Origin of the sequence: Flavobacterium selenitireducens (assembly GCF_014748335.1) — a bacterium.
Taxonomy (GTDB): Bacteria; Bacteroidota; Bacteroidia; order Flavobacteriales; family Flavobacteriaceae; genus Flavobacterium; species Flavobacterium selenitireducens.
This window is the reverse complement of the sequence record NZ_JAAVIY010000009.1, coordinates 50,020-76,121: the sequence shown is the minus strand read 5'-3', so window position 1 is coordinate 76,121 and position 26,102 is coordinate 50,020. Positions and strand designations below refer to the sequence as shown.

Genomic DNA, 26,102 nt, shown 5'->3' with positions numbered 1-26,102 from the left:
GATTATGTCAGATGAGCCAAAACGGACCGGAGGTAATTAACGAATCTCGTTGGTGTCGCCAACCTGGCGGCATGTTTTGTTTTTCCAGATGTGATCGTATCTCACAATAAGTAATTTCCAAATCTCCAAATCTCCAAATCTCGACATTCGCTAATTCCCAAATTCTCCAAATTTCCAAATCTCCAAATTTCCAAATCTCCAAATCTCCAAATCTCGACATTCGCTAATCTCCACATTCGCTAATTCGCTAATTCGCTAATTCGCTAATTCGCTAATTTCCAAATCTCCAAATTTCCAAATTTCCAAATTTCCAAGTCTCCACATTCGCTAATTCGCTAATTCCCAAATCTCCAAATCTCCAAATTTCCAAGTCTCCACATTCGCTAATTTCCACATTCGCTAATTCCCTAATTTCCAAATTTCTAAATTCCCAAATTCCCAAATTCCCAAATTCCCAAATTCCCAAATGTCCAAATTTCCAAATTCCCAAATCTCCAAATCTCCAAATTTCCAAATTTCCAAATTTCCAAACTCCTATTCGCTAATTCCCAAATTTCCAAATTCGCTAATTTCCAAATTCCAAATTTCCAAATCTCCACATTCGCTAATCTCCACATTCGCTAATTCGCTAATTCCCAAATCTCGACATTCGCTAATTCTCAAATTTTTAAATTCCTAAATTCCCAAATTCCCAAATTCCCAAATCTCCAAATTTCCAAACTCCTATTCGCTAATTTCCACATTCGCTAATTCGCTAATTCCCAAATTTCCAAATTCGCTAATTTCCACATTCGCTAATTCGCTAATTTCCACATTCGCTAATTCGCTAATTTGCTAATTCCCAAATTCGCTAATTCCCTAATTAGTACCTTTGCGCCATGGAATTCTCCTCAAAACTCCTTGAAAGAGCCGTCAACGAAATCGCCCAGCTTCCCGGGATCGGCAAGCGAACGGCGTTGCGGCTGGCGTTGCACTTGTTGCGGCAGCCAAAAGAACAGACCGCGTTTTTGTCCGAGGCACTGCTTTCGATGCGAAACGACATCAAGTTCTGTCGCCAATGCCATAATATTTCGGACCATGATATTTGCGAGATCTGTGCAGATGAAAGGCGCAACCGCTCGATCATTTGCGTAGTGGAAGACGTGCGCGACGTTATGGCTATCGAAAACACGGGCCAGTTCCGGGGATTGTACCATATCTTGGGCGGCAAAATTTCCCCGGTGGACGGCATCGGCCCGAGCCAACTCAACATCGCGACGCTTGTCGGCAAAGTCAAGGCGGGAGACGTGAAGGAACTTATCTTCGCTTTAAGCCCGACGATGGAAGGCGATACGACCAATTTCTACATTTACAGGCAAATCAAGGATTCCGATATCATCACTTCGACGATCGCACGCGGCATAGCCGTTGGGGACGAACTCGAATATGCCGATGAGGTTACTTTGGGGCGCAGCATCGTCCAACGTGTTCCTTTCGAAAATTCCCTTAAGAACAATTAGCGCCTAATTCACGCGTTTCTATGGGAGTTTGAAAATGAAAAACTATATTTGTCTGCTAAATTTCGCGAATCGAATGAAGAAGCTTTCGGCTTACCTGTTGTTGCTCGTCGGATTGTTGTTCACATCATGCATCCCTACCAAAGACCTTATTTATCTGCAAGGGGAACCGAGCCAATCCACCCAGGCGGTAAATTCCGTGGTGGCCAAGCCGTACAGGTTGCAAACCAACGACATCCTCAACATCACTATAAAAACCATCGATCCCCAGTTCGCGGCCCTTTTTCAGCCTGCCGCTACGGGTCAGGCCGCGAGGTCGGAACAATCACTTTATTTTGACGGATTCGCAGTAGACGATCACGGGAACATCCGCATGCCGGTGCTCAACGAAGTGAACGTCCTGGGTTATACGCTTGAGGAAACGAGACAGTTGATTGAGAAGCGTCTGCTCGAAGAATATTTTACAAAAGAGGCCAACCTTTTCGTAAACGTCAGGCTTTCCGGCTTCCGATATACCATAAACGGAGAAGTGGGAACGCCAGGCACGAAAACCTTGTTCCAAGACAGGGTAAACCTGATGGAAGCCATAGCCAATGCGGGCGATATCACGATAACGGGCGACAGAAAGTCGGTGACGGTGATCAGGCAACTGCCAAGCGGCACTGAAATGCACACGATCGACCTGACGCGTCGCGAAGCCATCAACTCGCCCTATTACTATCTTCAGCCGAACGACTACGTTTATGTGAAACCGCTGCCCCAAAAAACGTTGGGAACAGGGACCACGTTGGTGCAGTCGATGACCACGATCATATCGGCCCTTTCGCTGATTACAACCGTAACCATCTTACTTACGAGATAATTGACGATGCTGGACACAAAAGATTTTTCAATCCTGGAGAGTGCAAAGGAAAGTTTTGATTTCAAAGGTTTCCTCATAAAGACACTGAGCTATTGGAAATGGTTCCTGTTGAGTTTCGCGACCTGCTTCTTTATTGCCTATCAGGTGAATATCCGCAAGGAGAAAGTATACGGCATGGAAACCACCATTGCCATCAAAGAGGAAAACAACCAGCTCTTTACTTCAAATACCAGTCTCGTTTTCAATTGGGGCGGAATTTCAGACGAAGTGCAAGGTGTCGCCTATACGTTGAAATCGCGATCGCACAACGAAAAGGTGGTCGATTCTCTCGAGTTTTTCATCGATTACCTCAAGCAGAGCAAATACTACATGCAGGATGTTTACGGGGAAGTTCCGTTCAAGTTGATCATCGATCGCAAAAATGCCCAGATTTACAGATCGCTGATAAGCCTTAAGTTCGTGTCTCCTTCCGTTTACGAGATTTCCTATAATTTCGAAGGGAGTTCGGTTCCGGTCGTATATTATGAGGAGAACCGCTTCGACCACGTCAACGTGACGCCGGGATCGATAAAAAAGAGGTACAAGGTCGGTCAGCAGGTCGACTTGCCGTTTTTGCACTTCCGCGTCGAAGTGATCGAAAATCCGACGCCTTTCCTGAACCAGGAATTCTTTTTCCGATTCAATGCCTTCGACGATGTCGTCGGACGCTATCGCGGCATTCGCGCCGACATTGACGAAAAAGCGGGATCTGTGTTGAAGCTGTCGCTGCAAGGAAGCAACAAGGCCCGGATGGTCAATTACCTCAACGCGACCGTTACCAAGTTGCGCAAGGACCAACTCGACAATAAAAACAAATTCGCGACCAATACGATCGAATTTATAGACAGTACGCTCACGGCGCTCGACAGCAGCATGAAGCGGAGTGAAGGAGCCATCAAGCGTTTTTCGCGTGGCAAGAACCTCAATGAGATCGAGGCCGGAGGCACCCAGTTCAGCGGACAAATGCTCACGCTCGATACCGAACGCGATGCCGTGCTCCGCAAGATTGCCTACCTGAATTCGCTCAGGGGCTACCTTTTGCGCAGCGTGGATTTCTCCAAACTTCCCGCGCCGACCGCCGCCGGTATCGAAGATGCCAATATCAATGCCAACGTTTCCAAGCTTATCGAGCTCTCGATCCGGCGCTCGAATATGGCCTATGGCATCAAGAGCGACAAATGGTTCCAGGATTTTGACCGCGAAATCGAATCCGTCAAGCGGGTTTTGCTAGAGAATATCGTCGCGGCGAGGTCGTCCGTAGATTACGATTTGAACCTGATACAATCCAAGATCGGGCAACTCGAAGGCGAAATCAGCCAATTGCCGGAAGACAAACAGGAATATTTAAGGCTAAAGCGCGATTTCGACCTTAGCGCCAACGTCATTGACCTGTTTATGAACAAACGGCTTGAGGCAAGTATCATCAAGGCCTCGAACGTGTCGGACATCCACTTTGTCGATCCGGCAAAAGACGTCGGCGGCAGTCTCGTCGGCCCTAATACAAGCGTGAATTACGTCCTGGCGTTCTTCCTCGGATTGCTGATCCCGTTGATTTTCATCTTCGCGATCTTCTTTATGGAAAACGCGATCCTGAATACAGACGACATTACCAAAGCCACGAAGATCCCGTTGATCGGAGTCGTCGGCGTCAAGCGGACCAAATCAAACCTGGCGGTATTCGAAAAGCCGAAATCTGCGTTGGCAGAATCGTTCCGCGCCATACGTTCGTCCCTTCAATTCCTTTACAAAAAACGGGGCGACGCACCGGAAATGGGCAAAACCCTTATGTTGACCTCTTCGATAAGCGGCGAAGGCAAGACGTTCTGTTCGATCAACATCGCGACCGTGTTCGCCCTCAGCGAGAAAAAAACGGTAATTGTCGGACTCGATCTGCGCAAGCCCAAGATTTTCGATGATTTCAGGGTGCGCAACGAAATTGGCGTGGTGAATTATCTCATCGGTCAGAAAACCCTCGACGAGGTCGTCCAAAATACCCATATCCCATATCTCGACGTGATCACGTCCGGGCCCATCCCGCCGAATCCGTCCGAACTCATCATCAGTGAGGCGATGACGGAATTTGTCAATGAACTCAAATCGCGATATGATTACGTGATTTTCGACACACCTCCGATCGGCCTCGTCGCCGATGCGCTCGAACTCGCCCATTTTGCGGATGTCACGCTTTACGTCATGCGACAGAATTACACCAAAAAAGAAATGGTGATGTTGCTCAACAACCGCTTCAAGCGAGGCGAGATCCACAACGTAAGCATCGTGCTCAACGGTTACCAGGACAAGGCCAAATATGGTTCCGGTTACGGCTATGGCTACGGTTACGGCTACGGCTACAGTTACGTGAATTATTCAGAAGGATACCACGAAGAAGAAAAACCGCCGGGAGTGCTGCGCAGGATACGCAACCTGTTTGGCGGCAAATAACAATGACAAACCCAACGCCCCATAAAGTGCCCAACAAAATCTTGATTACGGGAGGTGCCGGATTCATAGGATCCAATCTCTGCGACTATTTCCTGGAAAAAAAGTATGAGGTCGTCTGCCTCGACAACCTCGCCACCGGGCATTTGCGAAACATCGAAGCGCTGCAGGACAATCCGTCGTTCCGTTTCATCGAAGGCGATATCCGCAATTTGCAGGATTGCCATGATGCCGTTTCCGGATGTGATTTCGTGTTACACCAGGCCGCTTTGGGATCGGTGCCGCGTTCGATCAACGACCCTATCACGAGCAACGACGTCAACGTTTCGGGATTCCTCAACATGCTCGTGGCGTCGCGAGATGCCGGTGTCAAACGATTCGTCTACGCGGCGAGTTCGTCTACTTACGGGGATTCCGAGAGCTTGCCGAAAGTAGAGGACAAGATCGGAAAACCGCTTTCGCCTTATGCGATCACCAAATATGTCAACGAGCTTTACGCCGATATTTTTTCGAAAACCTATGGCATGCAAACGATCGGATTGCGCTATTTCAACGTATTTGGGCGCAAACAGGATCCGAATGGCGCTTATGCCGCCGTCATCCCGAAATTCGTCATGCAGCTTATGAAACACGAAAGTCCCGTGATCAATGGAGACGGCAGTTTTTCGCGCGATTTTACCTACATCGACAACGTGATCCAGATGAACGAGCTCGCGATGCTTTCGGATAATCCCGACGCCCTCAACACCGTTTACAACACCGCTTTTGGCGAACGCACGTCGCTTGTGGAACTCATCGCAAAACTCAAGGAGTATCTCGCCGCGTTTGATCCCGGGATTGCCAACGTCGAGGTCGTCTATGGTCCGAACAGGGCAGGAGACGTGCCGCATTCACTGGCGAGCATCGAAAAAGCGAAGGAAAAACTGGGCTACCGACCGCAATTCTCATTTGACGAAGGTTTAAAACAAGCAGTGGATTGGTATTGGAAAAACCTCAAATAATTAACCGATCGGTAAATTGCCAATAACCATTTGTCAATTGACCATTGTATATTTGCAAACCGAAATAAAAAAGAATGAACATCACTAAAATTTGCTGCATAGGAGCTGGATATGTCGGTGGACCCACCATGGCGATCATTGCGCAAAAATGTCCCGACATAAAAGTTACCGTCGTGGATCTCAACGAAGAGCGCATCGCCCAGTGGAACAACCCGGACGTCACCAAGATTCCTATCTATGAGCCGGGCCTCAGCGAAGTTGTTTCGGAAGCCCGCGGGCGCAACCTCTTCTTTTCAACCGATGTCGACGGCGCGATAGACGAAGCCCAGATGATTTTCATTTCGGTGAACACGCCTACCAAAACATACGGATCGGGTAAAGGCATGGCCGCCGACCTCAAGTATATCGAGCTTTGCGCTCGCCAGATCGCCCGCGTGGCCAAGGACGACAAGATCGTCGTAGAAAAATCGACATTGCCCGTGCGCACGGCCGAAGCCATCAAAAGTATTCTCGACAACACCGGGAACGGCGTTCAGTTCCAAATCTTGTCCAATCCGGAATTTCTGGCAGAAGGAACGGCTGTCGAGGATTTGCTGAAGCCGGACCGCGTGCTTATCGGAGGCGATACTACACCGGCGGGAGAAGCCGCGATCGACGCATTGGTGAACATCTACTCGAAGTGGGTAGACCGAAACAATATCCTTACGACAAATGTCTGGTCGTCCGAACTCTCCAAACTCACCGCAAACGCATTCCTTGCCCAGCGCGTCTCCTCGATCAACGCGATTTCCGAACTTTGCGAAAAGACCGGGGCCGACGTCAACGAGGTCGCACGCGCCATCGGAATGGACAGCCGCATCGGATCGAAATTCCTCAAATCGTCGGTAGGATTCGGAGGCTCGTGTTTCCAGAAAGACATCCTTAATCTGGTTTACATCGCCAAGACGTTCGGGCTCAGGGAAGTAGCCGATTATTGGGAGCAGGTCATCATTATGAACGACCACCAGAAAAGGCGCTTTGCGAACAAGATCGTCTCAACGCTTTACAATACCGTGGCGGACAAGAAAATCTGTTTCCTCGGATGGGCGTTCAAAAAAGACACGAACGACACACGCGAATCGGCTGCGATTTACGTAGCGAGCGACCTGGTAAGCGAACAGGCCAATATTGCCGTTTACGATCCGAAGGTAGAAAGCGAACAGGTTATCAGCGATCTGGAATACATTGGCGTTTCCGAAAAAGGCCGCGACAGGGTAAAATCGTATGGAAGCGCTTACGAAGCCTGCGATTCGGCCCACGCGATCGCCGTGCTTACCGAATGGGACGAATTCAAGGAGTACGATTGGACGCTCATCTACAAAAACATGCAAAAACCAGCTTTCGTTTTCGACGGGCGCAACCTGCTCGACGGAAAAAAGCTTACTGAAATAGGATTCATATACAAATCCATAGGATCATAAAAATGGAAAACAAGATAGGCGTCATAGGCTTGGGTTACGTCGGATTACCGCTGGCCAGGCTATTTGCCACAAAATATCCCGTTGTCGGATTCGACATCAACAAGGGCCGCATTTCCGAACTCAACCAGGGAAAGGACAGCACGCTCGAGGTCGAGGACGATTTGCTGCGATCGGTGCTGGTCGAGGCTCCATTGCAAGGCAACGGATTGTTTTGCTCGGCCGATATTTCGGACATCGCGAATTGCAACATTTACGTCATTACCGTTCCGACGCCCGTCGACAAAAACAACCGGCCGGATCTGACGCCTTTGTACAAATCGAGTGAGACCGTGGGCAACGTCCTGAAGAAAGGCGATATCGTGATTTACGAATCGACGGTTTATCCCGGTGTTACCGAAGACGAGTGCATTCCGGTGCTCGAACGCATAAGCGGACTGAAATTCAACGAGGATTTTTTCGCCGGATATTCCCCTGAGCGCATCAATCCGGGCGATAAGGAACACACGGTCGAGAAAATCCTCAAAGTGACTTCCGGTTCTACGCCCGAATCTGCAAAGGTTGTCGACGATCTATACAAATCGGTGATCAAAGCCGGAACGCATCTCGCCCCATCGATAAGAGTTGCCGAAGCCGCGAAAGTCATCGAGAATTCGCAGCGCGACATCAACATCGCCTTCGTCAATGAATTGGCCAAGATCTTCAATATGATGAATATCAATACCAAAGACGTGCTCGAAGCCGCCGGGACAAAATGGAATTTCCTTCCGTTCAAGCCAGGGCTCGTAGGCGGTCATTGCATCGGTGTCGATCCTTATTACCTTGCCCAGAAAGCCCAGGAAATGGGCTATCATCCGGAAATCATCCTGGCCGGGCGTCGCCTCAATGACTCCATGGGCGAATATGTCGCATCGTGCGTGGTCAAGCTCATGATCAAGAAAAACATCAAAGTCAACAGTGCCAAGGTGTTGTTGCTCGGTTTTACGTTCAAGGAAAATTGCCCGGACGTGCGCAATACCAAGATCGTCGACGTCGTCCACGCGCTCAACGATTACAAGCTCGACGTTACCGTTTACGACCCTTGGGCGAATCCGGCAGAGGTGGAACATGAATACGGATTGACCACGACACAGGAATTGCCGTCGGACAAGTTCGATACGATCATTTTGGGTGTGGCCCACAACGAGTTCCTTTCGCTCGACCTCGACCAATTCCGCAAGGAAACTTCTGTAGTGTACGATGTAAAAGGCGTTCTCGGAATTGAAGTAGACGGTTGCCTGTAGGCGAATAGTAAGTTTCATTCGCGAATTCGCGGCTAAAAAAACAGATAAGTCGCTTCCGGTGAATTGTAAGTTTCATTCGCGAATTCGCGGCTAAAAAAATAATAAGTCGCTTCTGGTGAATAGTAAGTTTCATTCGCGAATTCGCGGCTAGAAAAATAAATAAGTCGCTTCCGGTGAATTGTAAGTTTCATTCGCGAATTCGCGGCTAAAAAAATAGATAAGTCGCTTAACGCGATCCGGAAAAAGTAAGCCGCGAATTCGCGAATTGCAATCCGTGGCTTAAAGAAATAAGGTTTCGTCGCTTAATTCCGACAAGAAAACATGAAAAAGATACTGATTACAGGGGGCGCAGGTTTTATCGGCTCCCACGTCGTAAGGCGTTTCGTTAAAAATTATCCTGGTTATCAGATTTTTAATCTCGATGCTCTTACGTATGCGGGCAATCTCGAGAATATTTCGGATATAGAAAACGAACCCAACTATGTATTCATCAAAGGCGACATTACCGATGCGGCCTTTATCGACGCGCTCTTTGCCGAACATCGGTTCGACGGTGTAATCCATTTGGCAGCCGAATCCCATGTCGATCGCTCGATTACGGACCCGCTTGCGTTCGTGAAAACGAATATTTTCGGGACGGTTACGTTATTGAACGCTGCGAAATCCATCTGGACCCGAGGCGGAGCCGAATTGGGTGAAGCTAAAGATAATTCCGATGGAAAGCGCTTTTACCATATTTCTACCGATGAGGTTTACGGATCTTTGGGTGCCGAAGGTTTCTTTACCGAAGAGACCGCCTACGACCCGAATTCGCCTTATTCCGCATCGAAAGCCGGCTCTGATCATTTCGTCCGCGCTTATGGGGAAACGTACGGGTTGCCTTACGTTTTGACGAACTGCTCGAACAATTACGGCCCGAACCACTTTCCGGAGAAACTGATCCCGTTGTTCATCAACAACATCATCAACAACAAACCGCTTCCTGTTTACGGGGACGGGAAATACACACGCGATTGGCTTTTCGTCGAGGATCACGCCCGCGCCATCGATTTGGTCTTCCACGAAGGGAAAAACCACGAAACGTATAACATCGGCGGGTTCAACGAATGGCAGAACATCGATCTGGTCAAACTGCTTTGCCAGCTTATGGACGCAAAACTAGGACGGGAAAAAGGCGAATCCGAAAAGCTCATCACGTATGTGAAAGACCGCCCGGGCCACGATTTGCGCTATGCTATCGATGCCACTAAGATCAACAAGGAACTCGGCTGGAAACCGTCGGTAACGTTCGAAGAAGGTCTTGCGTTGACGATCGATTGGTATTTCGACAATCCGGAATGGCTCTCGCACGTCACTTCGGGCGAATATTCCAATTATTACGACAAGCAGTACAACCAATAATTAGATGAGCCAACTCAAAAAAGGGGCAGCGCTTTCCTATGTCACCATTATCCTTACCAATGGCATAGGCTTGTTGTTGACGCCTTTTATGATCCGGCATTTGGGCGATAGCGAGTACGGCCTTTACACGCTAATCGGTTCGTTGATCGGGTCGATCAGCGTGCTTGATTTCGGGCTCAACAATACCATCGTTCGCTTCGTGGCCAAGTACCGCGCCCTGAAAGACAAGGCCGCCGAAGAGAATTTCCTTGGAACCGTCATGCTGATTTACGGCGTGATCTCGACGCTGATCATCGCCTTGGGAATCGGTCTTTACTTCAACCTGGATGCCCTCGAAAGCCTCAAGCCGGAAGAACTCGGCAAGGCCAAAACGATGTTCGCGATCCTGATTTTCAACCTTTCGATCACGTTGCCCGGCGGCGCTTTTACGGCAATCTGCTCGGCTTATGAACATTTCGTTTACCCACGCGCGCTCAACATCATCAAATATTGCGTGCGATCGCTAATGGTGGTGGGTTTGCTGATTTACGGAGGCGACGCGGTCTCTATCGTGATCCTCGATACAGTCGTCAACGTGATCGTGATCAGCATGAACGCGTATTATGTGTTTCGGATACTCAGGGCGCGGTTCCGTCTGGAGACGTTCGAGATGACGCTCGTCAAACAGATTTTTACATATTCCGTCTGGATTTTCATCTTTGCGATGGTCGGACAGTTTCAATGGCGCATGGGTCAAATCATCCTCGGGAAGACAGCCGGCCTTACTGAAGTGGCCATTTACGGCGTCGGGATCCTGCTCGGAACGTACTACGGGGCTTTTTCGACGGCGATATCGGGCGTTTTTCTTCCGAGAGCTACCAAAATGACGGTTCACGAGGCCAAGCCTGCCGAACTTACTGATATGATGACGCGCATCGGTCGGTTTTCCCTGATCGTTTTGCTGCTTATTTTTGGCGGCTTTCTGCTTTACGGACAACAATTCGTGTTGCTTTGGGTAGGCGCGACCTACGAAGATTCCTGGATCATCGCGATCATCATCATGTTTTCTTATACGTTGCCGCTCGTGCAGTCGTTCGCCAACTCCATTCTCGAGGCGCGCAGCATGTTCGCTTTCAAGGCCATTACTTATATTTCGCTGATCGCCATCGGAACCGCCATAGGAGCCTGGCTTTCGCTCGATCACGGGCCCGTCGGCATCATTTACGGGTCGGCCGGCGGCTGGTTGTTGAGCCAGGTCGTCATGAATGTCTTTTACAGCCGCACGATCGGTTTGGAAATACTGCGGTTTTTTAAAGAATTGCTTTCGCGAATCTCGGTGGTTTTTGCCATCGTGTTGCTCATCGGAAAAGCCATCGATTATATACCCGGAAGCGGCTGGCTGAACCTTTGCGTCAAAATCGCACTTTTCGGGGCGCTCTATTGCGGGCTGATTTACAAATTCGGGATGAACGCCTCGGAACGATCGGTCGTTCACGGCTCCATTCCATTCCTAAAAAAGAAAACGAATGCTTAAGTTGGATAAATTGCGGTTCGAGAACGGCGGCAAACGCATCGCCTACGATTATTCGTATGATGGCGCGCTCTCGAAATACTTCAGCAAAAAAGACACGTTTTTCGTAGAGTATGATCGCGATGTAAGCGGTGTGCCCGAATGCATTTGCGTTGTCCCTTTCCTGGCGAATTTTGCGCCGATCGCGTGGTTCGTCGGGTTTGACATAGAAGTGGCTTGCGCCGATGCGACATTCCTGGCGTCGCTTGAAGAACTCAAAGCGGAATTCGCCATCCATTTCAAGCAGATGAAGCCGGGCTCGAAAGTGGTCTGCACCTCAGTCGAACACAATGTGATCGACGGCGACCAGACTGCTTTGTTGTTCAGCGGCGGACTCGATGCGTTCGAAGCCCTGACGCGCAACATCGACCAAAATCCGTTTTTGGTTTCGGTTTGGGGAGCCGATATCGAACTTTCTGACACCAAGCGATGGGACGATTTCAAACGCTTCAATTCCGAAGAAAAGATAATTGCCGACGATCGCGTGCTGTACGTCAAATCGAACCTGCGCACGTTTTATACGCACCACGTCGACTTGCTCGTCGATATCAGTTGGTGGGGAAAAGTCCAGCACGGCATGGCCCTCATCAGCATCATTGCGCCGTTGAGCTACCTGAACGGCATCAATACGGTCATGATCGCTTCGTCGAACACGGGCGAAGTTTCGTTTGGTTGGGGATCGACATCCGAAACCGATGAAAAGGTAAAATGGGCGTCGATGAACGTCATACACGATGGCTTCCATCTAAGGCGTACCGAAAAAGTGGGAAACATCGTCTCGTTTGCCAAAAAAACCGGTCATCACGTCCAGTTGCGCGTCTGTTATTCCGAATTGAGGACTGGCAAGAACTGTAGCAAATGCGCCAAATGCCAGCGCACGATGCTGTGTTTTTTGCTCGACGGTGCCAATCCGGATGAGTTTGGGTTTAACATTCCGTCAAATTTCTATGAACTGCTGTTTAAGAACTTCAATGAAAATGCGGTAATGACCACGGGTGTCGCTTACGAATGGCGGTGTTTGCAGGAAAAAGCCGCCCAAGGCAAGCTGTTCGTCTTGTCCGAGGCACAAACCGAACGGAATAATATCGCTACCTTTGCCGCGCTGCCGCTGGACGAGATCGTGAACCGCAAGGCCGACGCCCAATTGAAGTCGAAGCGGCTCAAGTTTACCATCATCAGCAAATTCCCCAAGTTATTCCAATGGTATCTTAAAATACGTCGCGCAACGAAAAGAAAATGAAATACGGATTACTAACATACGAAGAGAACAAGCTTTTCTACAACGTAGGCGACAATGTCCAGAGTCTCGCCGCAAAGCAATATTTGCCCCAGGTAGATGAATTCATCAACCGGGAGCGCATGGCCGATTACCGCAGAGGCAAGACGAAGATCATCCTCAACGGATGGTTTACGCACAACCACTCCAATTGGGTGCCGAGCGACGACATCGAGCCGTTGTTCGTTTCGTTCCACGTCAACAATACAGCCGCTCCGTTCATGCTCAACGACAAAGGCGTGGCGTATCTCAAAAAGCACCAGCCCATTGGTTGCCGCGACCAGTTCACGGCCGACACGCTCAAGGCCAGGGGAATCGATGCGTATTTCAGCGGATGCCTTACCTTGACGCTCGACAGTTACAAAGTGGACGATTCCGAAAGAGGGGACGACATTTACATCGTTGATCCGCTCTACAGTTATCCGACCTGGGAAAAGATCAGCCGCAACTGGAAAACGTTGGTGCGCGGCATACAGAACGGAAAAGTGTTCAAGACAGGCGACAAGCAGAAGCACTTGCGCAATTTTATCGATGCGGACTTGCTCAAAACTGCAAAATTCATCAACCAGGAACCCGCTGCCGGACGCCATAACGACGAGGAAAAATTCGCGATGGCCGAAGATATCCTGCGCCAATACGCGAAAGCGAAGCTGGTCATCACTTCCCGGATCCACTGCGCTTTGCCGTGTTTGGCGATGGGAACGCCCGTGATTTTCGTAAACGGTTTCGACAGTTTCGTCGACTCGTGCCGCTTCGACGGGATTCTCGACTTGTTCAACCGCGTCGACGTCGATGCCAAAACGGGCAAGTTTACCACGAATTTTGGTCTGGAAGGTAAGATCGACAGCAACACCATGGTCAAGAATCTTGAGAAACACCACGCATTGGCCGAACCGTTGAAAGCCAAATGCAGGGAATTCATAGCCTCGAACTGATATGTCAAAAAAAATACTGGTTTGTTTCGGAACACGTCCGGAAGCCATCAAAATGAGCTCCCTCGTTCACGAATTGCGCAAATCTGAGTTCGAAATCAAGGTTTGCGTGACGGCCCAACACCGGGAAATGTTGGATCAGGTGCTTGATTTTTTCGAGATCACGCCCGATTTTGACCTCAATTTGATGACGGCCAACCAAACGCTCAACAAGCTCAGCGGCCGCATTTTTACCGAGATGGACGGCGTCCTGGAAAACTATGCTCCAGACCTCGTACTCGTCCACGGCGATACGACAACTTCGAGCATTTGTGCCTGGGCGGCGTTCCACAGGGGAATCGCCACTGGCCATGTAGAAGCCGGATTGCGAACCTATAACAAATACGCTCCGTTCCCGGAGGAAATCAACCGACAGATAACAGGTCGCATAGCCGATTTCCATTTCGCGCCTACCGAGACTTCGAAGAACAATCTTTTGAGCGAACACACCGCCGCCGAAAGCATCACCGTTACCGGAAATACCGTAATCGATTCGTTGCTCTGGACCGTCGGAAAACTTGACAGCGGTTTCTCGAACGACCGTATTTCGGAGCTTGAATCCAAAGTAGATTTTACCAAAAAAGTCATTCTGGTCACGGGCCACAGACGCGAGAATTTCGGAGACGGATTCCTCAACATCTGTAAAGCGCTGGCCGAAATCGCCTCGAGACCTGATGTAGAGATTGTGTTCCCGGTGCATTTGAACCCGAATGTACAAAAGCCGGTGAACGATTTGCTTTCGGGCTACGACAACATCCATTTGACCGAGCCGCTCGATTATCCGTCGTTTGTCTGGATTATGAAACAGGCCACGCTCATCATTACCGATTCCGGAGGCGTCCAGGAAGAAGCTCCGTCTTTAGGAAAGCCCGTGCTCGTGATGCGCGAGACGACCGAAAGGCCGGAAGCCGTCGAGGCCGGAACCGTCAAATTGGTTGGAACCGACTCCGACGTGATCGCTCGAAATGCATTTGAACTGCTCGACCAACCATCGGTTTACGAGAAAATGTCGAAGGCCTACAACCCATACGGAGACGGAAAAGCCAACGCCCGTATCGTCGAATTCCTAAAATCGAAACTCACATGATCCCGAAAATCATACATTATTGCTGGTTCGGACGCAATCCGTTGCCGCCATTGGCCGAGAAATGCCTTGCGTCGTGGCGGAAATACCTTCCGGAATACGAAATCATCGAATGGAACGAAGACAATTTTCCGATTGACGATTTCATCTTCGCCAAAGAAGCACTCGAGAACCGCAAATTCGCTTTTGTTTCGGACGTCGCCCGATTGTACGCTATGGAAAAAATGGGAGGCATTTACATGGATACCGATGTCGAGGCACTTAAATCGCTCGACGGATTCCTGCATCACGCGGCGTTTTCAGGTTTCGAGAACGACGATTTCGTCCCGACGGGCATCATGGCCAGCGAAAAAGGCGGCGCCTGGGTAACGGAATTGCTCGCTTATTACGACAACAAACCGTTCGTGAACGCCGACGGTTCGATGGAAACCACCTCGAATACGTTCATCATTACCCAAATGATGAAGCAAAAAGGGTTCAAAATGACCAATACGTTCCAGGAAATCGACGGTTATGTGGCGTTTTATCCGAACGATTATTTCTGCCCGAAAAGTTATAAGACGGGTCGCATCGAACTCACGAAAAACTCGGCTTGCATCCATCATTTCGCCAAGTCGTGGATTCCCGCGGGCAAGCGCTTCCGCAACATCGCCAAAATGAAAGTGATGAATATCGTAGGGCCGAAGCCGGTGCAGTTCGTGATCAACCTGATCAAGCGTCGATGAGATTGCTTTACCTGGCAGACCAGGTCTACCTGCACGGAGGAGCCGAGAAAATCCTGATTCAGAAGCTGAATTACTGGGCCGATGTTTATGGGTACGAGGTGACGCTGCTGACGTCCGTACAGAAAGGGAAAGCGCCGTTCTTGCCGCTAAGCCCGAAAGTTCGGGTTGCCGATCTCGACATCGGTTATCCGGAAGGAAGTTTGTACCATCCGAAAAATTTCAATCTTTTTCGCGAACATTACCAAAAGCTGAAGTCGTTTGTCAACGAATATCGTCCCGACGCCATTTTTGTGGTATCACAGACGCTTTTCCATATCATTGCGCCGTTTGCCGCCAAAGGCATCCCGACGTACTTCGAATACCACACGTCCTGGTACGGATTCAAGATGGGATACGACCGATTGCCGTTCGTCCACAAGATCAAGAATCGGTTCATCAAGGCCATCACGCGTTTCGCCGAATCGAAATACACCAAAATCGTGTTGCTGAACCAGTCGGAATTCGATAAGTTCAGGAAACCGAATGCCGTCGTGATCCCGAATTTCTACGACGATGCCGCGCCAAAATCACCGCCTGACAGGAAAAACACGGTAATAACGCTGGGGCGCCTGAGCCGCGAGAAGCGATACGATCTGCTCATCGACGCCTGGAAAATCGTCGATACGCAAATTGAAGGCTGGGAATTGATAGTGTATGGAGAAGGCGTGGAGCGCCAAAAGCTCGAACGACAGTTATCACAGGAATCGTTTGGGAACCCGATATCATTTCCCGGTGCCACCGACCAAATCAACGCCAAACTTGCCCAAGCCTCAGTTTATGTGATGAGTTCCGAAACCGAGACATTTCCGATGTCGTTGCTCGAAGCCTTGTCCAACGGTTTGCCGATCGTTTCTTTCGATTGTCCGACGGGCCCGGCCCATATCATAACCGACGAGTCCGACGGATTTCTCGTTGCGGCAAAAGACACGCACGCACTCGCTGAAAAGTTGCTGCTGCTGATGAAAAATCCGGATCTCAGAAACGAAATGAGCCGCAATGCCTTGCGCAATGTGGAACGCTTTGGCTCCGCTCACGTAATGGGACAATGGGACAAGCTCATCAGGGAAAATCGCGTCACGATAGCAAACCGATGATGGATTTTACTGCGGAATTTCCAACGCACGACGACAGTCGCATCGAATATGCAAAACCGCACCGACGCATTTCTGCTTATCTTTACGCGGCCGTCTGGCAATGGCATTTCCAATTGCTTTGCTTAATTTCGGTTCCGATGCAAAAAGTGCCAAAAACAGCGCCGCTCCCATGATCGACTTCATTCCGATAGCGCTTTACGAAAATCTCTATTACTACGCATTGGCGTTGGTGATCATGTTTTCGTATCTGCAATCGCTCCAGGAAGCGCTCGACGAAGAACGCAACATCAGGAGCAAATCGGTGGCGGGCCATTTGATTTTAGGATTGGTTTTGCTCTACATCGGGCTGAGGCCGGTCAACGGATTGTATTTCGGGGACATGCGCACCTACGCCCTGACATTCGAGGGTTACGCACAGGGAATGCCTGCGATCCAGACCAAGGATTTCGTGTTCAACAACTTCATGAAATTCTGCTCGGGCATCATGACCGTGGAGATGTTCTTTTTGCTTTGCGCGATCTTCTACATCGTCCCGTTGTATGTCGCCACGCGCAAAATGTTCCCGAACTACTGGTTTTACGCCTTTATGATGCTCATCGTCTCGATGTCGTTCTGGGCGTTCGGAACCAACGGAATCCGGAACGGCATCGCCACTTCGTTTTTCATCCTGGCCATGACGCGCACTAAGACCGCCAATATGGTGATTTGGCTGTTGCTCGGCGTTTCGTTCCACAAATCACTGCTGATCCCGATCGCCGCATTCGTCGCCTCCCGCTATTACACCAAATCTGAGACTTACCTCAAAATATGGTTCCTGGCCATTCCGCTTTCGTTGGTGGCCGGAAAAACCTGGGAAAGCTTTATCATGGGGCTTGGCCTTGTCGAAAACGACCGTTTGGAAGGCTATTTCGAAGAGGAAAGCGAATTTGCCCAACAGTTCAGCAGCACAGGCTTCCGGTGGGACTTCCTGATTTACAGCTTTACGGGCGTTTTCACCGGATGGTATTTCATCGTCAAGAAAAAATTCCAGGATCCGCTTTACATACGGTTTTACAATATTTACCTGATCGCCAATGCGTTTTGGATCCTGTTGATCCGGGCGACATTCTCCAACCGTTTCGCCTACCTTTCGTGGTTCGTTCTCGGCATCGTGGTCATCTATCCGTTCCTGGTCAACAAATTTTTTGAAGGACAACACAGGATCGTAGGTAAAATTCTGTTGGCGTATTTCATGCTCTCGTTTATTTTGAATGTCATCCTTTGATCTTATGCAAAAACTACTCACCGTTTTCACGCCCACGTTCAACCGTGCGTATTGCCTCGGCCAGGTTTACGAAAGCCTCGTAAGGCAAACCCGACAGGATTTCGTCTGGATGGTCATTGACGATGGCTCTACCGATGAAACGAAGGCGCTTGTCGAGGGTTGGATATCCGAAAACAAGATCGAGATACGTTACATCCATCAGGAAAACCAAGGTATGCACGGCGGCCACAACACCGCTTACGCGAATATTACGACCGAGTTGAACACTTGCATCGATTCGGACGATTTCATGCTGGACGACGCCGTCGAGAAAATCCTCGCACATTGGGAAAAGCACGGTCTCGATGCGCCCAACCTCGCCGGAATCGTCGCATTGGACGCCTATCGCGACGGGAAGGTCATCGGCAAGAAAATCCCCGATCACCTCAAAACCTGCAAGCTAAGTGAACTCTACCAAAAACACAACGTGAGCGGCGATAAGAAATTGATCCTGCGCACGGAGATCGCCAGGCAGTTTCCGCCATATCCGATTTTCGAAGGGGAAAAGTTCGTGCCGCTCGGCATTTTATACCTGATGATCGACCAGCAATACGACCTGCTTCCGCTAAACGAGGTGGTGTGCATCGTCGAATACTTGCCAGACGGATCCTCGCGCAATATCTTCAAACAATACCGCCGCCATCCGAAAGGATTCGCCTATTCGCGCACGATCGCGATGAAATATGGCGTGACCTTCAGGCAAAAGTTCCGCAATGCGATCCATTTCGTGGCAAATAACATACAGTTGAAGCGAATTTCTTTCCTATTCAAAAACCCAAACGTACCTTTGACGCTTCTCGCGCTGCCGTTTGGCGTAGCCGTTTATTTTTACATCAGGTCAAAAGCCAGGAACTGAACCCAACATGAGCATCAAAATACTAATCAGCGGGGATTTTTGCCCGATCAACCGCAACCGGGAATTCATCGACAAGCGCGATTTCGACAGCGTTTTTGGTGGGTTTTCAGAAATATCGAAGGCGGCAGATCTCGCCATCACCAATCTTGAATGCCCGCTTACGGAATCTGACGGGCGCATCGAAAAATCAGGCCCGTGCATCAAGGCACAACCGAATGCGATCGAGGCTTTGACGTTTGCCGGATTCGACGTTGTCACACTCGCCAACAACCACATCATGGATTTCGGGTCGCAAGGCTTGAAAGATACGCTCAACGTTTGCAAAAACGCCGGAATCGATACGGTCGGGGCCGATGCGAACCTCGAACAGGCGCGAAAGCCGTGGGTGAAAACCGTCGAAGGCAAGAAAATCGGGATACTCAACTTCGCAGAAAACGAATTCTGCACGACGACAGGAGACGAATATGGCGCCAATCCGTTGAACCCGGTGTCGAATTTTTACGATATAGCCGAAGCGAAAAAGCACGTCGATTTCCTGATCGTGATCGTCCACGGAGGGCGCGAACACTATCAGCTGCCGAGCCCGCGTGTCCGCGAAAACTTCCGCTTCTTCGCCGATGCCGGTGCCGATGCCGTCGTAAGCCATCACACCCATTGCTTTTCGGGTTACGAAACCTGGAACGGCACGCCCATTTTTTATGGGTTGGGCAATTTTATTTTCGACTACAAAAAGAAGTACCAAAAAGGGAAGTGGACCGAGGGCTATGCCGTCCAATTCCGACTCGACGACGAAAAACTCGATTTCGATATCATCCCGTACAAACAGGGAAGGCAGGAAAAGGCGACGCTGGAATTGCTGTCTGCCCAGGATAGAAAGTCGTTCGACGACCGATTGTCCGAACTCAACCGGACGATCGTCGACGATTCCAAGTTCCGTCAAGCCTGGCAAAATTATCTCAAAACCCAAAAAGAAAGTTACAAGGCCTTGCTTTTCGTGCAGAACAAATACGTGCGTCTGCTGATGGCCAAAGGGCTTTTCCCGAAGATTTTCCTTGAGTCGAAACAACACAAAAATGTGGTATTGAACCTGTTCCGATGCGAAACCCACCGCGAAATAATGGTGGAAACCCTAAATAAAAAAATCGACTGATGCGCATTTTATATGTCCTGAACTCCCTCGGTACGGGCGGAGCCGAAAAATTGGTCGCCGACATGCTGCCGCTCTTGCAAAACAAAGGCGTCGAGGTGGAATTGTTATTGTTGCGCAAAGTCGACAGCATTTTCATCAAGCCGTTAGAGGACGCCAAAATCAAGATACATTACAGCCCGTTCGGGTTGTATTCGCTAAAAAACATCGGTTTCATAAAAAAGAAAAGCAGCGACTTCGACCTGGTCCATGTCCATCTTTTCCCGGCCCAATACCTGGCGTCGGTAGCTTTTTCTAAAACGCCTATGGTCATGACCGAACATTGCACGACGAACAAGAGGCGTTCGAAAGCGTTTTACCGCCCCATCGAGAAATTCAGCTACGGAAAGTACAGGAAAATTATTTCGATAAGCCACAAAGCGGACGAAGCGATCAAAAAATGGCTCGGTTTCCCGACGCAAAAATTCGACGTCATCGAAAACGGCATCAACCTCGAGACGTTTTATAACGCAAAGCCGAAAGCGATTCCCGAAGTGCCGGACAACGCAAAGAAAATCATCATGGTCGGGCGTTTCAATGCCACAAAAGACCATCCGACGGCAATCAAGGCCATGGCGCTTTTGCCAGAAGACGTCCATTTGCTTTTGGTAGGCGAGGGCAACCTCAAACAGGATTGCATCGAGTTGGCGGCCTCGCTGAAGGTCGACCACAAAGTCCATTTTTTGGGTTTGAGGAGCGATGTGGCCGAACTGCTCAAAAGTTGCGACATCAACCTGATTTCGTCCCATTCCGAAGGGCTTTCGATTTCGTCACTCGAATGTCTGGCAAGCGGAAAGCCGTTGGTCACGAGCAATGTCAACGGATTGCGCGAGATCAACGAAGGAGCCGGGCTTTTGTTCGAAGACAACAACAGCGGACAATTGGCGGATTGCGTCACGAAGTTGCTCTCCGATAAAGCGTTTTATGACGAGGTCGTTTCGAGATGCCTCGAACGCGTCAAGCAATACGACATCCAAAAGACCGTCGAAAAGCACATTACAGTCTACAACCAAGTTTTAGCGCGATAATATGCATCCGATACTAGAAAAATTCTTCGCCAAAAGCCCCAATTTCGTCCAGGAATTGATGGTCACGTTCTACAACGTCAAAGCCTATCGGAAGCGCTATGGCGGAAAATACCAGGAGTTTTTGCAGATCGCACGCGAGAACCGGAACCTGTCGAAGGCGCAGCTCGAGGCGATACAGCGCAAGCGATATTCGGAATTTATCGGCAAGGCTATTTCAGGATCGAAGTTCTACGCAGGCAATTTTGCAGCGATAGCCGACGCTTCTAACCTCGACAACATCCGGCAGCTTCCGATTCTCAACAAAGAAGACCTGCGCAGCCGAATCCTTGACGTTTACACGATTTCAAAGGAACAGGGCAATGTGGCCAAAACCGGAGGCACGACAGGAAAATCGCTCGAAGTGCTTTACAAGCCGGAAAATACCCAGGAACGGTTTGCGATGCTCGACGAGTTCCGTTCGCGCGCCGGATACGAATTGGGAAAAAAGACGGCTTGGTTCTCGGGAAAAAGCCTGTTGACCAAATCGGACATCAGGAACAACCGCTTTTGGAAGACCGATCATTGGTACAAAGTGCGCTATTATTCGACATTCCACATACACGAGAAATTTTTAGGGCATTACGTACGGAATCTAATCGCGTTTCAACCGGAATTCATGGTCGGTTTCCCGTCGACTATGACCGAGATCGCGAGATACGGCAAAAACCACGGCATCGAGTTTCCCGCGGGCATCGTAAAAGCCATTTTCCCTACGGCCGAAACCGTCACGCCGCTGGTTCGGGAAACCCTGGAAAGGTATTTCAAGACGAAGGTGTACGACCAATATGCATCGTCAGAAGGCGCGCCTTTTATTTTTGAATGTGCAAAAGGAAAGTTGCACATTGAGTTGCAAAGCGGTGTTTTTGAAGTGCTTGACGAAAATGACGATCCGGCTCGCAACGGGCGTCTGGTGGTAACCTCGTTTACTACGGAAGGCACGCCGCTGATCCGGTACGACATTGGCGATTCGCTCGAACTCAGCGACGAAACCTGTGATTGCGGCAACCACAATCCGTTGGCCAAAGCCATCCACGGCCGCATTGACGATTATGTCTATTCGCCCGAAATCGGCAAGATCAACCTCGGAAACGTGTCCAACACGCTAAAGGACACGAAGGGAATCGTGCGTTTCCAGGTGTTGCAGAACAGCCTCGAGACGATCATCGTGAAGATTGTCGTTGACCAAAATGTCTATACTGAAGCGGTGGAAGCCAAATTTTTGCAGAACTGGCGCGACCGCATCGGGCACGACATGACCTTGTTACTGGAAATCGTAGACGAAATTCCCGTCGAAAAAAGCGGCAAATACCGCATCGTTAAAAACAACATCAGGCATCTGCTTGAAAACCCGAATTGATGTCAGACAAGAAAAAGATCATCCGGATCACGACCGTTCCCATTTCGCTCGAAAAGCTGCTTTCAGGGCAAATCGCGTTTATGAAGGAACATTTCGAAATCAAGGCGGTCTCGTCTGAACCCGAGCGTTTATCCGCATTCGGAAAGCAGCAGGGCATTGACACACACGCGGTCGGGCTCACGCGCAAACTGACGCCTGTCCAGGATTTGAAGGCGCTTTGGCAACTGTATCGCTACCTCAAAAAGGAAAAGCCGTTCATTGTGCATTCGCATACGCCAAAAGCGGGAACGGTAGGCATGTTGGCCGCCAAACTCGCCGGAGTTCCGCACCGTTTGCACACCGTGGCCGGACTGCCGCTGCTCGTGGCAAAAGGGAAAAAGCGCAAACTCCTCGATTTTGTGGAGAAGATCACGTATGCGGCGGCGACGCAGGTTTATCCGAATTCGTACGGATTGCGCGACATCATCGTCCAAAATGGCTATTGCGCACCGGAAAAACTCACGGTCCTGGCCAACGGAAGTTCGAACGGCATCGATACTTCTGTTTTCGATCCCGAATTGTTTTCCGATAAGGAAATACAGGATTTGCGTCGAAGTCTCGGTATTTCGCCGGATGATGTCGTGTTCATTTTCATCGGACGGTTGGTCAGGGACAAAGGCATCCGCGAGCTCGTGTCGGCTTTCGACCGCATCAGCGCCGATCATCCCAAAGCTAAATTACTGCTCGTCGGCCGTTACGAACCCGATCTCGATCCGCTTGACGAAGCAACGATGACGAAAATCGCGTCGAACCAAAATATCATCGAGACCGGCTACCAGACCGAGATACGCCCGTATTTCCTGGCGAGCGACATCCTGACTTTCCCGAGCTATCGCGAAGGTTTTCCGAATGTCGTATTGCAGGCCGCGGCGATGCGACTTCCTGCGATCGTGAGCGATATCAACGGATGTAACGAAATCATAACACAGGGCAAAAACGGCCTTATCGTGCCCGTCGCCGACGAAAATGCGCTGCACGAAGCCATGCTCAAATTGCTTGACGACAGCGAACTGCGCGAAAAAATGCGAGATAGTTCAAGGGAGGAAATTAGGAAGCGGTACGAACAAAACTTCGTGTGGAGCGCGATTCTCGAAGAATACCGTTCCCTGAAAGCCTGATTTTGCCTAAATTTGGATAACCAAAAGCCGCCATGTACAAAGCATTTTTGAAGCGTTGCCTCGATTTTACCGCCGCACTAGTCGGATTGGTTTTGCTGTCGCCGATTTTTTTGGCCGTCATCGTGATCCTGACGTTTTCGAACGACGGGAAGCCGTTTTTCTATCAATTGCGTCCTGGTAAAAACGAACGCATTTTCAAGATCATCAAATTCAAGACGATGAACGACAGGAAAGACGCCGAGGGAAACCTGTTGCCCAACATAGAGCGCATCACGCCGATTGGTAATTTCGTGCGCAAATCGTCTCTGGACGAGATCCCGCAACTACTCAACGTACTCATTGGCGATATGAGCCTTATCGGGCCGCGACCGTTGTTGCCGGAATATCTGCCGCTTTACAAACCGGAACAGAGAAGACGTCACGACGTGCGTCCCGGCATTACGGGTTGGGCGCAGATCAATGGGCGCAACAGCATCAGCTGGCAACAGAAATTCGCTTACGACTTGTACTACGTCGACAATTTGAGCTTTGCACTCGATCTCAGGATTTTGTTCAAGACCATCGGAAAAATCGTCGGCGCCAAGGACGTCAACGCGAGCAAGGAACTCATCATGACCAAATTTAACGGAGAAAACTAATGGATTGCATCATCATTGGAGCCGGAAATTACAGCAACGTGCTCTACAATTATATTTTGGCGCAGGACGAGCCCGTTCGCATCGTCGGTTTTGTGGATGACAACGAAGCGTTGCACGGAACCGAAATCATGGGCGTTCCCGTTTTGGGCGGCATCCGGATGCTCGAAACCTTACGCGACAGAGCCCAGGGCGTCTTTTGCCCGATAGGCAACAACAAATACCGCGTGAAGTTCCTCAAATACGCAGGATCGTTGGGATACGAACTCCCGAATTTCATCCATAGATCATCGGTAGTAGGCCCGAACACCAACCTTGGGCACGGCAATTATATCATGCCTGGAACCGTCGTGATGCCAAATGCCACGCTTTCGGATTACGTGATGTTGAGCATGTGCATAAGCGTCGGGCACGATACGTTTTTCGAGGAAGGCGTTTTTGTGGCTAACGGCTGCAATATCGGCGGCAACATCCACTTTAAAAAAGACACGTTTGTCGGAATGGGCGCCACGATCATTTCGGGCGTCAGGACGATCGGCGAAAAATGCGTCATCGGAGCCGGAGCCGTGATCATCAAAGACGTGCCCGATTTTTCTACCGTAGTAGGCAATCCCGGCAAAGTAATCAAAACCGCAGTACCGCAATCATGACACAATTATCCAAAATATGGCTTTCGTCCCCTCACATGGGCGGAAGCGAGAAAAAATATGTGAACGAAGCCTTCGATACCAATTGGGTCGCACCTTTGGGACCAAACGTGACCGGTTTTGAAAACGACCTCGAAGCCTATCTCGGCAACGACAGCAATGTGGCCGCTTTGAGTTCAGGAACCGCGGCGATCCACCTGGCGTTGATCCTGCTCGACGTAAAGCCAGGTGATTTCGTGATTTGCCAGAGTTTTACGTTTTCGGCCTCGGCGAATCCCATCGTGTATCAATGCGCGACGCCGGTTTTCGTAGACAGCGAGCCGGAAACCTGGAACATGTGTCCGAAAGCGCTTGACGAAGCATTACTCGATTTGAGCAAAAAAGGCAGAACGCCAAAAGCGATCATCGCCGTCCACCTGTACGGAATGCCTTTCAAAGCCGACGAATTGCGGGCTGTCGCCGACAAATATGGCGTGCCGATCGTCGAAGACAGTGCCGAAGCACTCGGAAGCACATACAAAGGCCGAAAGTGCGGCACCTTTGGCGACATCGGTATTTTGTCGTTCAACGGAAATAAGATCATCACTACTTCTGGAGGAGGCGCTTTGGTTTCCAAACACAAGAATATCAAGGAAAAAGCGGTCTTCCTGGCAACCCAGGCGCGCGACAACGCTCCGCATTACCAACACAGCGAGATCGGCCACAACTACCGTTTAAGCAATATTTGCGCGGGGATAGGCCGCGGCCAAATGGAAGTGCTCGACAAACACATCGCACTCAGGCGCAAGATGAACGCTTGGTATCGCGATTTTTTTGCCGATGTTGACGGCGTGACGGTATTTGCCGAACCCGATTCCGATTATTTTTCGAATCACTGGCTTTCTGCAATTCTCGTAGACGAAAAGGTTTTGGGTAAATCGCGTGAAGATTTGCGTCTGGCGCTCGAGGCACAAAATATCGAAAGCCGTCCGCTTTGGAAGCCGATGCATTTGCAGCCGGTGTTTTCTGAAAGCGAGTATTACGGTTCGGACGTCTGCGAGCATTTGTTCGACAACGGGTTGTGCTTACCGTCAGGTTCAAATCTTCAGATTGACGAAATCGAAAGGATTAAAGCGGTTTTCGTCGATTTTTTTGGACGAAATGCGTAATTTGTCGAATAGAGGGGCTTTATGCGTTAA

The 26,102-nt window shown here is 49.8% G+C and carries 24 protein-coding genes; 22 read left to right on the top strand and 2 right to left on the bottom strand.

Annotated elements, in window-relative coordinates:
- Nucleotides 1-271: 271 nt before the first annotated feature.
- Nucleotides 272-514 carry a hypothetical protein gene (locus HC229_RS13220; RefSeq protein WP_191020971.1) on the bottom strand — a complete coding sequence of 81 codons (243 nt, stop codon included), beginning with the start codon at nucleotides 512-514 and terminating at the stop codon, nucleotides 272-274.
- Nucleotides 515-878: 364 nt separating this feature from the next.
- Here HC229_RS13220 and recR point away from each other — a divergent pair, with 364 nt between their 5' ends.
- The 13 genes from recR (at nucleotide 879) to HC229_RS13155 (ending at nucleotide 16,716) form a co-directional block, all read left to right on the top strand.
- A complete protein-coding gene (gene recR, locus HC229_RS13215) occupies nucleotides 879-1,499 on the top strand; it encodes a recombination mediator RecR (RefSeq protein WP_191020970.1) in 621 nt (206 codons plus the stop codon).
- A gap of 73 nt (nucleotides 1,500-1,572) precedes the next feature.
- Nucleotides 1,573-2,358 (top strand): polysaccharide biosynthesis/export family protein, encoded by a 786-nt coding sequence (locus tag HC229_RS13210; RefSeq protein WP_191020969.1) that lies wholly within the window; start codon nucleotides 1,573-1,575, stop codon nucleotides 2,356-2,358.
- Nucleotides 2,359-2,364: 6 nt separating this feature from the next.
- Complete coding sequence (locus HC229_RS13205; RefSeq protein ID WP_191020968.1) at nucleotides 2,365-4,839, top strand: polysaccharide biosynthesis tyrosine autokinase; 2,475 nt, start codon at nucleotides 2,365-2,367, stop codon at nucleotides 4,837-4,839.
- 2 nt (nucleotides 4,840-4,841) lie between these two features.
- Nucleotides 4,842-5,837 carry an SDR family oxidoreductase gene (locus tag HC229_RS13200; protein WP_191020967.1) on the top strand — a complete coding sequence of 332 codons (996 nt, stop codon included), beginning with the start codon at nucleotides 4,842-4,844 and terminating at the stop codon, nucleotides 5,835-5,837.
- 74 nt (nucleotides 5,838-5,911) lie between these two features.
- Entirely contained in the window at nucleotides 5,912-7,297 is a 1,386-nt protein-coding gene (locus tag HC229_RS13195; protein ID WP_191020966.1) for a UDP-glucose 6-dehydrogenase, read from the top strand.
- A 2-nt stretch (nucleotides 7,298-7,299) separates the two neighbouring features.
- Nucleotides 7,300-8,577: a nucleotide sugar dehydrogenase gene (locus HC229_RS13190; protein WP_191020965.1), complete on the top strand. Its 1,278-nt coding sequence runs from the start codon at nucleotides 7,300-7,302 to the stop codon at nucleotides 8,575-8,577.
- A 321-nt stretch (nucleotides 8,578-8,898) separates the two neighbouring features.
- Entirely contained in the window at nucleotides 8,899-9,978 is a 1,080-nt protein-coding gene (gene rfbB / locus HC229_RS13185; RefSeq protein WP_191020964.1) for a dTDP-glucose 4,6-dehydratase, read from the top strand.
- Between the two features lie 4 nt (nucleotides 9,979-9,982).
- Nucleotides 9,983-11,491, top strand: a complete 1,509-nt coding sequence (locus HC229_RS13180) for a lipopolysaccharide biosynthesis protein (protein ID WP_191020963.1) — start codon at nucleotides 9,983-9,985, stop codon at nucleotides 11,489-11,491.
- Nucleotides 11,484-12,767: a hypothetical protein gene (locus tag HC229_RS13175; RefSeq protein WP_191020962.1), complete on the top strand. Its 1,284-nt coding sequence runs from the start codon at nucleotides 11,484-11,486 to the stop codon at nucleotides 12,765-12,767. Before HC229_RS13180 ends, HC229_RS13175 begins: the two co-directional genes overlap by 8 nt.
- Nucleotides 12,764-13,738 carry a polysaccharide pyruvyl transferase family protein gene (locus HC229_RS13170; RefSeq protein ID WP_191020961.1) on the top strand — a complete coding sequence of 325 codons (975 nt, stop codon included), beginning with the start codon at nucleotides 12,764-12,766 and terminating at the stop codon, nucleotides 13,736-13,738. The genes HC229_RS13175 and HC229_RS13170 overlap by 4 nt, the downstream gene beginning before the upstream one ends.
- Nucleotide 13,739: 1 nt before the next feature.
- The gene (wecB, locus tag HC229_RS13165; protein ID WP_191020960.1) at nucleotides 13,740-14,861 is read left to right on the top strand and encodes a non-hydrolyzing UDP-N-acetylglucosamine 2-epimerase; all 1,122 of its coding nucleotides are present in this window, start codon (nucleotides 13,740-13,742) and stop codon (nucleotides 14,859-14,861) included.
- Nucleotides 14,858-15,583, top strand: a complete 726-nt coding sequence (locus HC229_RS13160) for a glycosyltransferase family 32 protein (protein WP_191020959.1) — start codon at nucleotides 14,858-14,860, stop codon at nucleotides 15,581-15,583. The genes wecB and HC229_RS13160 overlap by 4 nt, the downstream gene beginning before the upstream one ends.
- Nucleotides 15,580-16,716, top strand: a complete 1,137-nt coding sequence (locus tag HC229_RS13155; RefSeq protein ID WP_191020958.1) for a glycosyltransferase family 4 protein — start codon at nucleotides 15,580-15,582, stop codon at nucleotides 16,714-16,716. The genes HC229_RS13160 and HC229_RS13155 overlap by 4 nt, the downstream gene beginning before the upstream one ends.
- Nucleotides 16,717-16,722: 6 nt before the next feature.
- Here HC229_RS13155 and HC229_RS13150 read toward each other — a convergent pair whose 3' ends face one another.
- Nucleotides 16,723-16,899, bottom strand: coding sequence for a hypothetical protein (locus HC229_RS13150; protein WP_191020957.1), 177 nt, complete (start codon nucleotides 16,897-16,899; stop codon nucleotides 16,723-16,725).
- Between HC229_RS13150 and HC229_RS13145 the strand changes: the two genes are divergently transcribed.
- The 9 genes from HC229_RS13145 to HC229_RS13105 are packed head-to-tail and all read left to right on the top strand — an operon-like array spanning nucleotide 16,886 to nucleotide 26,072.
- Complete coding sequence (locus HC229_RS13145; protein ID WP_191020956.1) at nucleotides 16,886-17,980, top strand: EpsG family protein; 1,095 nt, start codon at nucleotides 16,886-16,888, stop codon at nucleotides 17,978-17,980. The genes HC229_RS13150 and HC229_RS13145 overlap by 14 nt on opposite strands.
- A 4-nt stretch (nucleotides 17,981-17,984) precedes the next feature.
- Nucleotides 17,985-18,875 carry a glycosyltransferase family 2 protein gene (locus tag HC229_RS13140; protein ID WP_191020955.1) on the top strand — a complete coding sequence of 297 codons (891 nt, stop codon included), beginning with the start codon at nucleotides 17,985-17,987 and terminating at the stop codon, nucleotides 18,873-18,875.
- Between the two features lie 7 nt (nucleotides 18,876-18,882).
- Nucleotides 18,883-20,025, top strand: a complete 1,143-nt coding sequence (locus tag HC229_RS13135) for a CapA family protein (protein ID WP_191020954.1) — start codon at nucleotides 18,883-18,885, stop codon at nucleotides 20,023-20,025.
- On the top strand, nucleotides 20,025-21,089 hold the full coding sequence (locus tag HC229_RS13130; protein WP_191020953.1) for a glycosyltransferase: 1,065 nt from the start codon (nucleotides 20,025-20,027) through the stop codon (nucleotides 21,087-21,089). The genes HC229_RS13135 and HC229_RS13130 overlap by 1 nt, the downstream gene beginning before the upstream one ends.
- Before the next feature lies 1 nt (nucleotide 21,090).
- Entirely contained in the window at nucleotides 21,091-22,485 is a 1,395-nt protein-coding gene (locus HC229_RS13125) for a phenylacetate--CoA ligase family protein (protein WP_223845611.1), read from the top strand.
- Nucleotides 22,485-23,642, top strand: a complete 1,158-nt coding sequence (locus HC229_RS13120) for a glycosyltransferase family 4 protein (RefSeq protein WP_191020952.1) — start codon at nucleotides 22,485-22,487, stop codon at nucleotides 23,640-23,642. Before HC229_RS13125 ends, HC229_RS13120 begins: the two co-directional genes overlap by 1 nt.
- Nucleotides 23,643-23,674: 32 nt before the next feature.
- Nucleotides 23,675-24,280 (top strand): sugar transferase, encoded by a 606-nt coding sequence (locus HC229_RS13115; protein WP_191020951.1) that lies wholly within the window; start codon nucleotides 23,675-23,677, stop codon nucleotides 24,278-24,280.
- On the top strand, nucleotides 24,280-24,927 hold the full coding sequence (locus HC229_RS13110) for an acetyltransferase (protein WP_191020950.1): 648 nt from the start codon (nucleotides 24,280-24,282) through the stop codon (nucleotides 24,925-24,927). Before HC229_RS13115 ends, HC229_RS13110 begins: the two co-directional genes overlap by 1 nt.
- The gene (locus HC229_RS13105) at nucleotides 24,924-26,072 is read left to right on the top strand and encodes a DegT/DnrJ/EryC1/StrS family aminotransferase (protein ID WP_191020949.1); all 1,149 of its coding nucleotides are present in this window, start codon (nucleotides 24,924-24,926) and stop codon (nucleotides 26,070-26,072) included. Before HC229_RS13110 ends, HC229_RS13105 begins: the two co-directional genes overlap by 4 nt.
- Nucleotides 26,073-26,102: the final 30 nt, after the last annotated feature.